Origin of the sequence: Maricaulis sp. (assembly GCF_030149425.1) — a bacterium.
Taxonomy (GTDB): Bacteria; Pseudomonadota; Alphaproteobacteria; order Caulobacterales; family Maricaulaceae; genus Maricaulis.
Window position 1 is genome coordinate 1 of sequence record NZ_JASBRQ010000046.1, and the last position, 14,412, is coordinate 14,412.

Here is a 14,412-nt window from a genome sequence, read left to right on the forward strand (position 1 = left end):
AGTAGCGCATGCCCAGTCCGAAAGCGGACCAGAAGTCCAGGAGGAGCGCGCCGCGAATGGCTTGTTGGATACGGCTCATGAGCTTTACCCTTACGTTCCGTAGACGATGTAGGCGCCAACCAGGGCGACTGCGACGAGAGAAGCCGGCAGGAAGATTTTCCAGCCCAGGCGCATCAGCTGGTCATAGCGGTAACGCGGGACCAGGGCCTTCACCATCGCGAACATGAAGAAGAAGAAGACGACCTTGATGGCGAACCAGAAGAAGTACCACAGGCTCGACAGAAGATACGGCCACTCCGACGTATCCAGCTCGATCGGCGGGTTCCAGCCCCCGAAGAAGAGGATGGTCGTCATCGCACACATCAGGACGATGTTGAGATACTCACCGATCATGAACAGCAGGTACGGGGTCGAGGAATACTCGACCTGGTAACCGGCCACGAGCTCGGATTCAGCTTCCGGCAGGTCGAACGGCGGACGGTTGGTCTCGGCCAGGGCCGAGATGAAGAAGATCACCGCCATCGGGATCATGACCAGGAACATCGGCACCGGGAAGGTGTGGCCCGCCAGGAGGTTCCAGTTCCAGAACCCGCCGGCCTGCTGCTCGACGATGGTCGTCAGGCTCATCGAACCGGCAAACAGGAGCACGGTGACGATGATGAAGCCGATGGAGACCTCGTAGGAGACCATCTGCGCGGCTGAACGCAGCGCGCCGAGGAAGGGGTATTTCGAGTTCGAGGCCCAGCCGCCGATGATGATGCCGTAAACACCCAGAGACGACATCGCGAACAGGTAGAGAATACCGACATTGATGTCCGCAATGACCCAGCCCGGGGCCACCGGCACAACAGCCCAGGTGACGAAGGCCAGGATCAGCGTGATCAGCGGGGCCAGGAGGTAGAGCGTGCGGTCCGCACCGGCCGGAACGACAATTTCCTTGAATACGAATTTGAAGAAATCCGCGAAGGATTGCAGCAGACCGAAGGCGCCAACGACGTTCGGGCCCTTGCGCATCTGCACCGCGGCCCAGACTTTCCGGTCCATCAGCAGCAGGAACGCCAGCGACAGGAGCAGGACGATCATGAAGCCCAGGATCTGCAGTACGGCCATGCCGAACCCGCCCCAGGCGCCGAATTGTGCAACGAAATCCGTCATTGCGCCCTACTCCGCTGCGACCTTGGCCGGTTCGGTCTTGAGGGCGGAACAAGCCGCCAGCGTTTCCGAAGCCCGCGCGATCGGGTTGGTGAAATAGAAGTTGGTGACAGCCGGCTTGAAAGCCTCATCCGCCACATCGCCGGCCGCGCCGATCGACTTGGCGTCGAAATCGGCAGCGCTGGCAGCGCCCGGCGCATGATCGATACCGGCGAGAACCGGATGGTCCTCGAACAGTTTCATGCGCAATTGCTCAAGATTGTCGTACGGCAGGGTTTTGCCGAGACGCTCGGACAGGGCCCGGAAAATGGCCCAGTTCTCTTTCGCCTCACCTTTCGGGAAGACAGAGCGATAGGCCAGCTGAACCCGGCCCTCGGTATTGACGAAAATCCCGTCCTGTTCGGTCCAGGCTGCGCCCGGCAGGATGAGATCAGCACGGTGCGCACCATTATCGCCATGGCTGCCGACATAGATGACGAACGCATCGCCGAAGCTGGACATGTCGAGCTCGTCTGCACCGAGCAGGACGACCGTATCCATGGCGTTGGACTGCATTGCCGCCACATCGTGACCGCCCTCGCCCGGAATAAAGCCGAGATCGAGACCGCCGACGCGGGAGGCCGCCGTGTGCAGTACGTTGAAACCGTTCCAGCCGTCCTTGACCGCACCAATGCTGTCGGCGAGGTCACCGGCCGCATTGAGGATGGCCGCGCCATCACCGCGGGTCAGAGCACCGGAGCCGAGAATGATCATCGGACGCTCGGCGTCCTTCAGCGTCTTGATGAAGCCGGAACGCTTGCGCTTGAGACCGGCCAGATCCGCTGCCGACGTGCCGAGGTGCTCGTACTCGTAAGACAGATCAACCGCTTCGCCGATAACCGCGACCTGGGTGTCGTTATTAAGCCAGGTCTTGCGGATACGGGCATTGATGATGGCTGCTTCGGTGCGCGGGTCGGCACCGACGATGAGGATGGCATCCGCCTCCTCGATGCCAGCGATCGTGGTGTTGAAGAGATAGCCTTCGCGCGCACCGCCACCGACCTTGGCGCCATCCTGGCGGCAATCGATCGAAGCGATCCCGAGCGCATCGGCGAGGTCCTTGACCGCCTTGAGCTCTTCAACCGAGTTCAGGTCACCGGCAATAACGCCGATCTTGGAAGCGTCGCCACCGAGCTTTTCAGCCGCCACGGAAAGCGCTTCAGACCAGTCGGCCGGGCGCAGCTTGCCGTTTTCGCGAACATAAGGACGATCGAGACGCTGCTTGCCGAGGCCTTCCCAGGCATAGCGCGTCTTGTCCGAAATCCATTCCTCGTTCACGCCTTCATGCGTGCGCGGCAGGATGCGCAGAACGGCCGTGCCGCGATTGTCGACGCGGATATTGGAACCGACCGCATCCATCACATCGATGGTTTCGGTCTTGTTCAGCTCCCACGGACGCGCGTTGAAAGCGTAAGGCTTGGAGGTCAGCGCGCCGACCGGGCACAGGTCGATGACATTGCCGGACAGTTCCGAGGTGACGGCATTTTCCAGATAGGTCGTGATCTCGGCATCTTCGCCGCGACCGATCATGCCGATTTCCGGCACGCCCGCGACCTCGGTCACGAAACGGACGCAACGCGTACACTGGATGCAGCGCGTCATTTCCGTCTTGATGATCGGACCCATTTCCTTGTCTTCGACCGCGCGCTTGTTTTCCGGGAAGCGCGAGCCGGTACGGCCATAGGCCAGGGCCTGGTCCTGCAGGTCGCATTCACCGCCCTGGTCACAGATCGGGCAATCGAGCGGGTGGTTGATGAGCAAGAACTCCATCACCCCTTCGCGTGCCTTCTTGACCATCGGCGACAGCGTATTCATCGCCGGCGGTTCACCGTTCGGGCCGCCGCGCATATCGCGCACCTGCATGGCACAGGATGCGGCCGGCTTCGGCGCACCGACGAGCTCGACCAGGCACATCCGGCAGTTACCGGCGACCGAGAGACGCTCGTGATAGCAAAAGCGCGGGATTTCCCGGCCAGCCGCCTCGGCGGCCTGCAGCAGCGTGTAGGAATTCGGAACTTCGATTTCCTCGCCGTCGACAACAATTTTGCGGAGATCTTCGCTCATGGCTTATTCTTTCGCCTTCAACAGGGCCGAAACTTCCTCGATAGACGTCTGGAGCTTGATTTCGCCGAGATAGCTGGTCTCGGGAAGGAAAGTCACGGTGGCACCACCCTTGTCGTTCTCGCGAACGGACGCGATGCAGTCGACGCGCAGGATGAGCTTCTCACCCTGGTGCGAGATGACATGCATGAAGCGTGGATCACCGATGAACTTCATCGCGCTTACTCCGCCGCCACAGCCTGCGAGACAAACACCGGCTTGCCTTCGCGATAATTATTGATCCGCTCTTCGATTTCAGAGCGGAAATGACGGATCAGGCCCTGGACCGGCCAGGCGGCCGCGTCACCCAGGGCGCAGATCGTGTGACCTTCAACCTGACCGGCAACGTCCAGGAGCATGTCGATCTCTTCGATCGTCGACTCGCCCGCAGCCATGCGGGTCAAGACGCGCCACATCCAGCCCGTACCCTCACGGCACGGCGTACACTGGCCGCAGCTTTCGTGACGGTAGAAATAGGAAATCCGCGCGATCGCCTTCACCACGTCGGTAGACTTGTCCATGACGATGACGGCTGCGGTGCCGAGGCCGGACTTGTGCGCCGAGAGCGCATCAAAATCCATCAGCACATCGTCGCAGATGTCTTTGGGCAGCAGCGAGACCGAGGATCCGCCGGGGATCACGGCTTTGACATTGTCCCAACCGCCGCGCACGCCGCCGGCATGGGTCTCGATGAGCGTGCGCATCGGGATCGACATGACTTCTTCGACGTTACAGGGATTGTTCACATGGCCGGAGATCGAGAAGATCTTGGTGCCGACATTGCGCTCGCGGCCAAAGCTCGCGAACCATTCTGCGCCGCGGCGCAGAATGGTACCGGCCACAGCAATGGATTCGACATTGTTGACGGTCGTCGGGCAGCCATAAAGGCCCGCATTGGCCGGGAATGGCGGCTTCAGGCGCGGCTGGCCCTTCTTGCCTTCCAGGCTTTCCAGCAGAGCCGTTTCCTCGCCGCAGATATAAGCGCCGGCGCCGTGATGGATATAGACGTGGAACGGCCAGCCATGGACGTTCTTCTCGCCGATCAGCTTGGCCTCATAGGCCTCCTTGACGGCTTTCTCCATCGCCAGGCGTTCGGTGACGTACTCGCCGCGCAGATAGATGTAGCAAGCATGCGCCTGCATCGCGAAGGAGGCGATCAGGCAGCCTTCGATCAGCAGGTGCGGATCATGACGCATGATCTCGCGGTCCTTACACGTGCCCGGCTCGGATTCGTCGGCATTGACGACGAGATAATGCGGGCGCGCGCCCACTTCCTTGGGCATGAAGGACCATTTCAGACCGGTCGGGAAACCGGCGCCGCCGCGGCCGCGCAGGCCCGAAGCCTTCATCTGGTCAATGATCCAGTCACGGCCCATGTCCAGCATGTCCTTGGTGCCATTCCAGGCACCGCGTTGCTGGGCTGCGTCCAGACCCGGGCTGTGATGCCCGAACAGATTGGTGAAAATCCGGTCTTTATCCTGGAGAAGCTCGACCATTTAGCCCTCCGCCTTTTCGGTATTCGGCAGCTTGATCTTCTTCGCACGCGAACCGTCATACAGGGACGGGTCGGAGAGAACCTTGGTGCCGTGGGGTTCAGATGCGTTGCGCTCGGATTGCGGGCCGAATTCGACCTTTTTTCCGGCGGCGAGATCGTCGAGCAGTTTCTCGAACGTCTCGGCATCGAGATCTTCGATGTAGTGATCGCCGTCTTTATTGGCGAGCTGGATCATCGGGGCATTGGCGCAGGCGCCCATACACTCCACTTCGACCCAGGTGAACTTGCCGTCTTCGGACATCTCGTGCTGCTTGCCGATGCGCTTCTTGCACACCGACATCAGATCTTCAGACCCGCGCAGCATGCACGGCGTCGTACCGCAGACCTGGACCAGGTTCTCGCCGACCGGAGCCAGGTTGAACATGGTGTAGAAGGTCGCGACCTCGAAGACGCGGATATAGGGCATGGACAGGCGGTCCGCGATATCGCGGATGGCCGGCTCGCAGACCCAGCCTTCCTGCTTCTGCGCGATCCACAGCATCGGAATGACCGCAGAGGCCTTCTTGCTTTCGGGATATTTGGCGAGCCAGAACTTGATCTCGTCTTCGCTCTTCTTGTTGAAGGCAAAGCTTTCCGGCTGTTCTTTCGCGAGACGGCGAACGCTCATCGGTCGATCTCCCCGAAGACGATATCAAGTGACCCCAGAATGGCGGAGACATCGGCCAGCATGTGACCGCGATTGAGGTGATCCATGGCCGCAAGGTGAGCAAAGCCCGGTGCGCGGATTTTCACGCGGTACGGCTTGTTGGACCCGTCAGCGACAAGATAGACGCCGAACTCGCCCTTGGGCGCTTCAACGGCGGCATAGACCTCGCCGGCATCGACGTGGACACCTTCAGTGTAGAGTTTGAAGTGCTGGATCAGCGCTTCCATCGACTGCTTCATCTCGGCCCGGCGCGGCGGGGAGAATTTACTGTCGGTGGCCAGAACCTCGCCCTGGTTTTCCGGCTTCATCAGCCAGTCACAGCACTGGATCATGATCTTCACGCTCTCGCGCATCTCTTCCATGCGGCAGAGATAGCGGTCGTAGCAATCCCCGTTCTTGCCGAGCGGGATGTTGAACTCCAGCTCGTCATAGACCTCATAGGGCTGCGAACGGCGCAGATCCCAGGCCATGCCGGAACCGCGCACCATGACGCCGGAGAAGCCCCATTCGAGCGCTTCTTCCTTCGACACGATACCGATATCGGCATTGCGCTGTTTGAAGATGCGGTTCTCGGTCAGGAGGTCGTCGATATCGTCGAGCGCCTTAGGGAAGCTGTCACACCAGGCGCGGATGTCCTGAATCAGTTCCGGCGGCAGGTCCTGGTGTACGCCGCCCGGGCGGAAATAGTGGGCGTGCATGCGCGAACCCGAGGCGCGCTCATAGAACACCATCAGCTTCTCGCGCTCCTCAAAGCCCCAGAGCGGCGGCGTCAGCGCGCCGACATCCATGGCCTGGGTCGTCACATTGAGAAGGTGAGACAGGATCCGTCCGATTTCCGAGTAGAGCACGCGCACATACTGGCCACGCTTGGGCACGGTGATCCCGGCCAGCCGCTCAGCCGCCATACAGAAGGCGTGCTCCTGGTTCATCGGCGCCACATAATCGAGGCGGTCGAAATAGCCGATGCCCTGGAGATAGGTCTTGTGCTCGAGCAGTTTCTCGGTGCCGCGGTGCAGCAGACCGATATGCGGGTCGACGCGCTCGACGACCTCGCCATCCAGCTCCAGCACGAGGCGCAGAACGCCGTGTGCGGCCGGGTGCTGCGGGCCGAAATTGATCGTGAAATTGCGCGGGGATTCGGTGGTTTCGATATCAGCCATGCCTTAGCCCTCCGCCTTCTCATCACCCGGGATGACGTATTTGGCGCCTTCCCACGGGCTCATGAAGTCGAAATCGCGATATTCCTGAACCAGTTCGACCGGCTCGTAGACCACGCGCTTTTCTTCGTCGTCCCAGCGCACTTCCATGAAGCCGGTGAGCGGGAAGTCCTTGCGCAGCGGATGCCCCTCGAAACCGTAATCGGTCAGCAGGCGGCGCAGATCCGGGTGACCGGAGAAGGCGATGCCATACATGTCGAAGGCTTCGCGCTCGAACCAGTTGGCGACCGGGAACAGCTCGATCACGGACGGGACGGCGGTGTCCTCATCGACGGCGAGCTTGATGCGGATGCGATGGTTCTGCTGCATCGACAGCAGGTGGTAGACGACCTCGAAGCGCTCGGCGCGCTGCGGGTAGTCGACGCCGCAAATATCGATCAGCGAGGTGAAGCGGCAGGCCGCGTCATCGCGCAGGAAGCGCAGCATGTCGACGATGCGGTCGTCGTGGATTTCCACGGTCAGTTCGCCATGCGTGACGGACCAGGACTTGACCGCGCTTTCCTGCTGGCCGGCAATGTGTTCGCCGAGGGCTTGAAGGGCTTCGCTCATCTCATCCTCTCCTAGCGCTCGATCGAGCCTTCGCGACGGATTTTCTTTTGCAGCTGCAAAATACCGTACACGAGCGCTTCGGCTGTCGGCGGGCAGCCCGGGACGTAGACGTCGACCGGAACGATGCGGTCACAGCCGCGCACCACCGAATAGGAATAGTGATAATACCCGCCCCCATTCGCACAAGACCCCATCGAGATGACGTAGCGCGGTTCGGGCATCTGGTCGTAGACCTTGCGCAGGGCCGGGGCCATCTTGTTGGTCAGGGTGCCGGCGACGATCATCACGTCGGACTGGCGCGGGGATGCACGCGGGGCGAAGCCGAAACGCTCTACGTCGTAGCGCGGCATGGAGGCCTGCATCATCTCGACGGCGCAACAGGCCAGGCCGAAGGTCATCCACATCAGCGAGCCGGTACGGGCCCAGGTCACGAGGTCGTCAGCTGCAGCGACGACAAAGCCCTTATCGGCCAGCGCGTCGCTGACACCGTCAAAGAACGGGTCGTGCTTCTTCGGATCGTAATGCGGGACCGCAGCGCGGCCAGCCATTCCGGCGGGGGTGGTGTGATCAGAGGCCATGACTTCTTACTCCCAGTCCAGCGCGCCTTTTTTCAGCTCGTAAATAAAGCCGATGGTGAGGACGCCGAGGAACATCATCATCGACCAGAATTCGAACGGGCCCAGCGTGCTGCCGAGACTGACCGCCCATGGGAAGAGGAAGGCCACTTCCAGGTCGAAAATGATGAACAGGATTGCGACGAGATAGAAACGGACGTCGAACTTCATGCGCGCGTCATCAAAGGCGTTGAAGCCGCACTCATAGGTCGAGACTTTTTCCGGATCCGGTTTTGACGGCGCGATGACAAACGCGGCCAGCATGAAGCCGATGCCGAGAACGGCGGCAATGCCGAAGAAAATGAGAATCGGCAGGTAGTCGAGAAGCAGCGTTTCCATGGCAAGGCCTCGCCCGTGTTCGGTCCGTCGTGTCGGGCCTGGGCGGCTCAAGGCGCCGTTTCGCGGGGAAGCGAATCGAAAACGCCGGCCGGGCCCCCTGCCCGATTTGGCGCGGAAGCTAGTGCGCGGCGGGCGTTCGAGCAAGCGCTAAAGACCGCCCGAACTCAGTTCTTTGCCACGCTGGCCACAATTGCGGCATTAGATGCAAAACATTCGCAAAAACAGGGCTGCACACACCCAGTTTTCCCGCCTATTCACTGTACAAGACTGGTCACGGGAATTGCGATGTCGAACCGGGCACCACGCTCTTGCTCACCATGAGCCGATAACGTCCAGCCATGATTATGGGCAAACTCGCGGCAGGTCGCCAGCCCGATCCCCGAGCCGGTCTCTTCCGAGCGGCCACGAACAAAGGGTTCAAAAATCTGTTCGGCGATATCCGGAGAAAAGCCCAGTCCGTTATCGGAGATCGACGCCGTATAGGTCGGCCCGGACCGGCGCCCCTCCACGACGACGCGTAAAGGCCGGCCCGGATGCCGGTATTTCACTGCATTGCCAATGAGGTTGAGGAAAATCATGCGGACCTGGGTCGGATCGCACATCACCGTCGCGAGCCCCTCGGCTTCTAGCCAGCCCGGCTCCAGCGCATCGCCGCCAAGCGTCAGCGCCAACTCCTGCACCAGCCCGTCCAAGGCGACCGGCTTGGTTTCAAGCACCTGAGACGTGGTTTCGGAGTACGCCAGGAGATTACTGACGAGATCGGAAAGATTGCGCGCCGACTGCTCGGCCATGCCAAGCAATTGCGCGCGTTTCTCGGCATCATCGCCAGTCCGGCGCTGCAAACTCAGGGCATGCGAGATGTGCGCCAGCGGACCACGTATATCGTGCGCTGCTCGCATGGCGAATTCACGCAGCCGGCGATTAGTTTCGGTCAGCTGTGCCCGTTCGGACATTTCCGCCGCGGCGATCGCACGGGCATCGGACAATTCCTCGCGCAAGCGCCGGAACGCGACGCGGGAGCGGCTGGCCGGCGACGCCGTGACACAGAATGTGTCAGTATGGCCATGCCGTCGCAAACAGCAAATCTGGGCATCGAGGGATACATCCCCCACCTCCTGATGCACCTGAACCCTGAGCGGAATCCAGCCGCCGATGGCCGACGCGTCACTGAATGCCACATCCAGTTTCGGGCAATCCAGCACGGTGTCGACCTTGGCACCAATGAGCTCGGCGTCAGACCTCCTGACCAGGCGTTGAAAGGCAGTGTTCGCAACCAGCATCTCGCGCGATGTGCTCACCAGCAGCATCGGCGTTTTGCTAATCTGGAAGAGGGCCTGGAACATCGCTTTCAATCCCGCGCGAAATATTCACGCGCGCCATCCGGCGCGACCGCGCCGGGCTTGAGCGAAATCACGACCCGGCACTGACGATCTCCCCGGGCAATCGCCTCAGGGATAGCAACGCGGGCATAACCGTTATTGTCGGCAGCAATGCGCCCAAAAACGTTCGATGTCATCATGCATAGCGATGGGCGGTCCTGCACATACTGGCCAAAGGGGCAACGCGTATTGGTCAGAACGATGGCGTCATCGCTCAGGCTTTCGACCGTGAACCCGCCATCAATCCGGCGTTTGAGATCAACCAGCGCCGCGCCGACCTGCTCAAGGTCGAGCTTGGCGGCATGAGACAGCTCACGGTATTCCCTGTTCATGATGTCGCCGATGCGGTTGCCGACGACGCTGACAAAGCCCTCAGCATCTTCAAGGCCGACGACGTCTTCCAGGGTGCCGGCAAGTTCGCGCACCAATTCGCGAAGGAATTGATCCCGGTCGCGGGTAATCGGCAGATCAGCAAAAAGGTTATCGGTCTGTGTCATGGTCTGCCTCGTACAGCTCGGAAGATAAGCTAGACGGCCGGCCGGATACGGCGAGCGCCTTTCACCGCATGTATTATTACACTACCACAAGCATAGCTACCGGCCCACATCAACTTTCGACCCCCTCAGCGCCGGCGCGGCAGCCCCATAACAGATCGCCAGAAAGATGTTTGCAGGAAGGGTGAGCGCCGGGAGAAGGCGCCGTCCGGAAAGACATGCCAGGGTTTGTAACCCCACTTCAAAACAAGCGCCCGCGCCTCGCCGCCGCACCCCGCTGAATGCGCCGCCGCCAGGGCCGCCCGGCGCGAACACCAGGACGCGCGCGCCTGCCGAAACTGTGACAAGGCTGGCCCGGTCAGACCGTTATGCCTCTGGATTAGGTCCCGGATGGCCTCGGCCTGACGCAATCGCGCAGCGGCATCGAAAACCAGCAGACCTGCACCGACGGCACCGATCGCATAGGCCGGCGGGAATATCGGCCCAAGACCCACCGCCAGAGCAATCGCCGCAAGGCAGAGCAGAAGCGGCGGCCAGGTCGCGCGGAAAGACCAGGACTGATAGCGAACAAGATCAAGCAAGAACGGCATGGCCGCCAAACTGCGCTGCAACGCCCCCGCGGAGCAGTGGGAATACCCGGCAGCGCGTCCCCCGCGACACGCCCCACAGGCGTCAGCCATTGCCTAAATCGCCTTTCCCTGCTCATTTGTCGGCGAAACGTCACAGGGGAGAGAGACGTGAATATTGGTAATGGTATCCTGAATTTCGTCGAACGCGCAGGCAATCGCCTGCCCGATCCTGTGACGATCTTCGTCATTCTGATCACCGCCGTGGTCACCATTTCGGTGCTGGCTGCCGGCGCAGGACTGGAATCGACCCACCCGGTAACCGGTGAAACGATCGCGGCGCAGTCACTGCTGAGTGGCGACAATGTCGCCCGCTTGCTGACCGAATTCACTTCCATCTTTGTCAATTTCCCACCGCTCGGTCTGGTGCTGGTGGTGATGATTGGCGCCGGCGTTGCCGAGCGCACCGGCCTGTTCGGTGCGGGTCTGCGCGCGCTCGTCGGATGGGTTCCCAACACGCTGTTGACCGCGACGCTCGTTTTTGCCGGCGTGATGGGCAATCTGGCCGTTGATGCGGGTTATGTGGTTTTGATCCCCTTGGGCGGTATCGTTTTCGCCTCGGTCGGACGCCATCCGATCGCGGGTATCGCCGCAACATTTGCTGGTGTCTCGGCTGGTTTCTCCGCAAACCTGTTCCCGGGACCGCTTGAGCCGCTCCTGCTCGGCATCACCGTCCAGGCCGCTCAGTTCATCGATCCGGACTGGCAACTCAACATCCTGTCGAACTATTACTTCATCATGGTGCTCACCCCGGCCGTCGTCATCGCCGGCACCTGGGTCACTCAGGCGATCATCGAACCGCGCTTGGGCGAATGGAAAGGCATCAAGGGTGAAAACGGTGAAGAGGAAGACGCACCGACCACCGATCTCACCGCCGCCGAAAAGCGCGGCCTCATGGCCGCCGGCGTCGTCATGGTCGCGCTGATTGCCTGGGTCGTCTCAATGACGGTTCCGGCCGACGGTATTCTGCGGGACGAGACTGGGGATCTGGCGCCCTTCTATAACGCCATTGTGGCGATCTCAATGATTGCCTTCCTGCTCATGGGCCTGGCCTTCGGTATCGCCTCGGGCACGATCAAGTCCGACAAGGACGCGGTCGGCATGGCCTCCGGCGCGATGAGCGATATGGGCGTCTACATCATCCTCGCTTTTGTCATGGCGATGTTCCTGGCCCTGTTCTCCTGGTCCAATCTGGGCACCATCCTGGCGATTAACGGCGCTGCGGCCTTGCAGGCCTCCGGCTTGCCTGCGCCGCTCCTGCTGGTTGCCATGGTCTTGTTGACCGCCGTGCTGAACCTGTTTGTCGGCAGTGCATCGGCGAAATGGGCCATGCTCGCTCCCGTCGCCGTGCCGATGCTGATGCTGCTCGGCATCGGCCCGGATGCCACCACCGCCGCCTATCGCGTCGGTGATGGAGCGACCAACATCATCACCCCGCTCCTGCCCTACATGCCGCTGATCCTGGTCTTTGCCCGTCGCTATGTGCCGGAATTCGGCCTCGGCAGCCTGATCGCGACGATGCTGCCCTATTCCGTGGCCATCCTGGTGGTCTCGCTCGGCGTGCTGGGCATTTTCGTTCTTGCCGACCTGCCGCTCGGCCCGGGCCTTGCCCCGGTCAGCTATGACGCGACCGGTTTGACCCCGGCGCAATAGCCCGAAACGTCACCGCCGGGGCGGGCAAATTCATGCCCGCCCCGGCCGGTTTGCTAATAATACCTAGCGCATAAACCTATTTCGTAACCTTTTTCGCCCTATATTCCCGGACTGGGGAGTATGGTGATGAAGTTTGTTTGGGCGGAATTCAGCCGTCGATATTGGCCGGCACGCGATGACAACTCGCGCTTGCGCGTGGCATCAGAACGCGCTTTGACCGCATTCTGCGTCCTTGCAGGCCTTGCCGGTAGCGCTATTTCGATCATGAACCTGGAGTATTTTCAGGAGTTTCCGCTCCTCATTGGAAACAGCTTCGCGATCTCGCTGGTCTGTCTCGGCGCGCCACTCCTGATCAATGGTTATAACGCGTTCAACACCCGCGCCCTGATTGTTGGCTAAACCGTCGTCGGGCTGATCATCTGCCTGTCGGTGATGAATTCACAATTGCTGAGCCCGTCCAACCTGCTGCTGATCCCGGCTGTGATGACCATTACCCTGGTTCTCGGCTGGCGCGGCGGTGCAGCGGCCCTCACTGCGACCATCGGCACCTATTCCTACTGTTACGCCCTGATCCCGGCTGAGCTGACAGCCCAGCTCGCCAGCGTCGACTTTACCACCGTGATGGCCGCGCTGTGTTCCTCGGCGATATTCGTTTTCGTCAGCGCCGGGGTCTATCGCAATGAAATGATCGCCTCGGTCGAGGGCATACGGGCCGAAAAAGCCAAGGCGGACGATGCTAATGCCGCCAAGACCGAGTTCCTGGCCAATATGAGTCATGAGATCCGCACGCCGCTCAACGGCGTCCTCGGCATGGCCGAAGTGCTTGGCGATAGCGGGCTGGAAGCAGAGCAGAAAAAATACGTTCAGACGATCAAGGATAGTGGCCGACTATTACTGGCGACGCTCAACGACATTCTCGACCTGTCCAAAATCGAGGCGCGTGAACTGGTGATTGATCCGGTCGAGTTCGACCCCTCCGAAATGATCACCAGCCTGCGCCGGGCCCACTCGCTCAAGGCCCGCGAACGCGGATTGGAGTTTGCCGTAAACTTCCTGGCGCCGATGACGCCAGACGCCAAACGCACAGGCGATCCGCACCGCATCAGCCAGATCCTGCACAATCTTCTCTCCAACGCGGTCAAGTTTACCGAGAGCGGGTCGGTCCAGCTCGATATCGGCGTCGATCCGGAAGATCATGACCGCATGATCCTGACGGTTAGCGATACCGGGCGCGGCATGAGCCGTGACCAGCTCGACAGTGTCTTCGATCCCTTCGTTCAGGCCGAAAACAGCACATCGCGAGAGTTTGGCGGCACCGGTCTGGGCCTTGCGATTGTCTCACGTCTGGTCGAGCTGATGGACGGCACGGTTGATGTCGCCAGCGAGGAAGGCCGCGGCACCCGTTTTCGTATCGAATTGCCCTTGCCGCGCGTCGAAACCGCTCCGGCCCGGGCGCCGAAACCGGCAGCCGCACCTTCGGCCAACGACCAGGCCGGAGGCCCGGCGATTCTCATCGTCGATGACAATATGACCAATCGCATGGTGCTGGGTGCCCTGCTGCGTCCGCTGGACGGTCAGATCGCCTTCGCCGAAAACGGTGCGGAAGCCGTCGATGCCTGCACAGCACGGCCCTTCGATATCATCTTCATGGATATCCGCATGCCGCTGATGGATGGTGTCGAAGCGACACGCCGGATACGGGCCATGGAATCACAGATTGACCGCCTGCCCGCGCCGATCATCGCTAATACCGCCAATGTCATGGAGCACCAGATCGCCGAATACGAGGCGACCGGCTTCAACGCGGTTCTGGCTAAGCCCGTAAAGCAGGATGAATTGCTGGACGTGTCCAAGGAATTGCTCGAGGGCGATCGCGCTTTCCACGTCGCACAAAGCCTGCGCCGGCAAGCCTGACGCACCACTTTCAAGTTCAACAGATTGTCTGGAAAAAAGTGGCGCGAGTGACGGGACTCGAACCCGCGACCTCCGGCGTGACAGGCCGGCGCTCTAACCAACTGAGCTACACCCGCAATGGTGCTCGCCGAAGCG

The 14,412-nt window shown here is 61.0% G+C and carries 15 protein-coding genes and 1 tRNA gene; 3 read left to right on the forward strand and 13 right to left on the reverse strand.

Going from position 1 to position 14,412, the window contains the following annotated elements; all coding sequences use genetic code 11:
• Positions 1–90 precede the first annotated feature (90 nt).
• The 12 genes from nuoH to Q1V57_RS07495 form a co-directional block, all read right to left on the reverse strand.
• Positions 91–1,155: an NADH-quinone oxidoreductase subunit NuoH gene (nuoH, locus tag Q1V57_RS07440; RefSeq protein WP_300529239.1), complete on the reverse strand. Its 1,065-nt coding sequence runs from the start codon at positions 1,153–1,155 to the stop codon at positions 91–93.
• 6 nt (positions 1,156–1,161) lie between these two features.
• On the reverse strand, positions 1,162–3,255 hold the full coding sequence (gene nuoG, locus Q1V57_RS07445) for an NADH-quinone oxidoreductase subunit NuoG (protein ID WP_300529241.1): 2,094 nt from the start codon (positions 3,253–3,255) through the stop codon (positions 1,162–1,164).
• A 3-nt stretch (positions 3,256–3,258) separates the two neighbouring features.
• On the reverse strand, positions 3,259–3,468 hold the full coding sequence (locus Q1V57_RS07450; protein ID WP_300529243.1) for a hypothetical protein: 210 nt from the start codon (positions 3,466–3,468) through the stop codon (positions 3,259–3,261).
• Between the two features lie 5 nt (positions 3,469–3,473).
• Complete coding sequence (nuoF, locus tag Q1V57_RS07455) at positions 3,474–4,787, reverse strand: NADH-quinone oxidoreductase subunit NuoF (protein ID WP_300529245.1); 1,314 nt, start codon at positions 4,785–4,787, stop codon at positions 3,474–3,476.
• Positions 4,788–5,453, reverse strand: a complete 666-nt coding sequence (gene nuoE / locus Q1V57_RS07460; protein WP_300529247.1) for an NADH-quinone oxidoreductase subunit NuoE — start codon at positions 5,451–5,453, stop codon at positions 4,788–4,790.
• Complete coding sequence (locus Q1V57_RS07465; RefSeq protein ID WP_300529249.1) at positions 5,450–6,652, reverse strand: NADH-quinone oxidoreductase subunit D; 1,203 nt, start codon at positions 6,650–6,652, stop codon at positions 5,450–5,452. The genes nuoE and Q1V57_RS07465 overlap by 4 nt, the downstream gene beginning before the upstream one ends.
• 3 nt (positions 6,653–6,655) lie before the next feature.
• On the reverse strand, positions 6,656–7,258 hold the full coding sequence (locus Q1V57_RS07470) for an NADH-quinone oxidoreductase subunit C (RefSeq protein WP_300529251.1): 603 nt from the start codon (positions 7,256–7,258) through the stop codon (positions 6,656–6,658).
• An 11-nt stretch (positions 7,259–7,269) separates the two neighbouring features.
• A complete protein-coding gene (locus tag Q1V57_RS07475; RefSeq protein WP_300529253.1) occupies positions 7,270–7,836 on the reverse strand; it encodes an NADH-quinone oxidoreductase subunit B in 567 nt (188 codons plus the stop codon).
• Positions 7,837–7,842: 6 nt separating this feature from the next.
• Positions 7,843–8,211, reverse strand: coding sequence for an NADH-quinone oxidoreductase subunit A (locus Q1V57_RS07480; protein WP_300529255.1), 369 nt, complete (start codon positions 8,209–8,211; stop codon positions 7,843–7,845).
• Between the two features lie 254 nt (positions 8,212–8,465).
• Complete coding sequence (locus tag Q1V57_RS07485; RefSeq protein WP_300529256.1) at positions 8,466–9,554, reverse strand: HAMP domain-containing sensor histidine kinase; 1,089 nt, start codon at positions 9,552–9,554, stop codon at positions 8,466–8,468.
• A 5-nt stretch (positions 9,555–9,559) separates the two neighbouring features.
• On the reverse strand, positions 9,560–10,087 hold the full coding sequence (locus Q1V57_RS07490) for a methanogen output domain 1-containing protein (protein WP_300529257.1): 528 nt from the start codon (positions 10,085–10,087) through the stop codon (positions 9,560–9,562).
• Positions 10,088–10,212: 125 nt separating this feature from the next.
• Positions 10,213–10,674 (reverse strand): hypothetical protein, encoded by a 462-nt coding sequence (locus Q1V57_RS07495; protein WP_300529259.1) that lies wholly within the window; start codon positions 10,672–10,674, stop codon positions 10,213–10,215.
• 147 nt (positions 10,675–10,821) lie between these two features.
• Between Q1V57_RS07495 and Q1V57_RS07500 the strand changes: the two genes are divergently transcribed.
• From Q1V57_RS07500 to Q1V57_RS07510, 3 genes are all read left to right on the forward strand, one after another.
• Complete coding sequence (locus tag Q1V57_RS07500) at positions 10,822–12,363, forward strand: AbgT family transporter (protein WP_300529261.1); 1,542 nt, start codon at positions 10,822–10,824, stop codon at positions 12,361–12,363.
• Between the two features lie 120 nt (positions 12,364–12,483).
• The gene (locus tag Q1V57_RS07505; RefSeq protein ID WP_300529263.1) at positions 12,484–12,762 is read left to right on the forward strand and encodes a hypothetical protein; all 279 of its coding nucleotides are present in this window, start codon (positions 12,484–12,486) and stop codon (positions 12,760–12,762) included.
• A 33-nt stretch (positions 12,763–12,795) separates the two neighbouring features.
• Positions 12,796–14,277 (forward strand): ATP-binding protein, encoded by a 1,482-nt coding sequence (locus tag Q1V57_RS07510; RefSeq protein ID WP_300529265.1) that lies wholly within the window; start codon positions 12,796–12,798, stop codon positions 14,275–14,277.
• Between the two features lie 39 nt (positions 14,278–14,316).
• On the opposite strand, the gene Q1V57_RS07515 is transcribed toward Q1V57_RS07510, so the two are convergent.
• Positions 14,317–14,393, reverse strand: a tRNA-Asp gene (locus Q1V57_RS07515).
• Positions 14,394–14,412 lie beyond the last annotated feature (19 nt).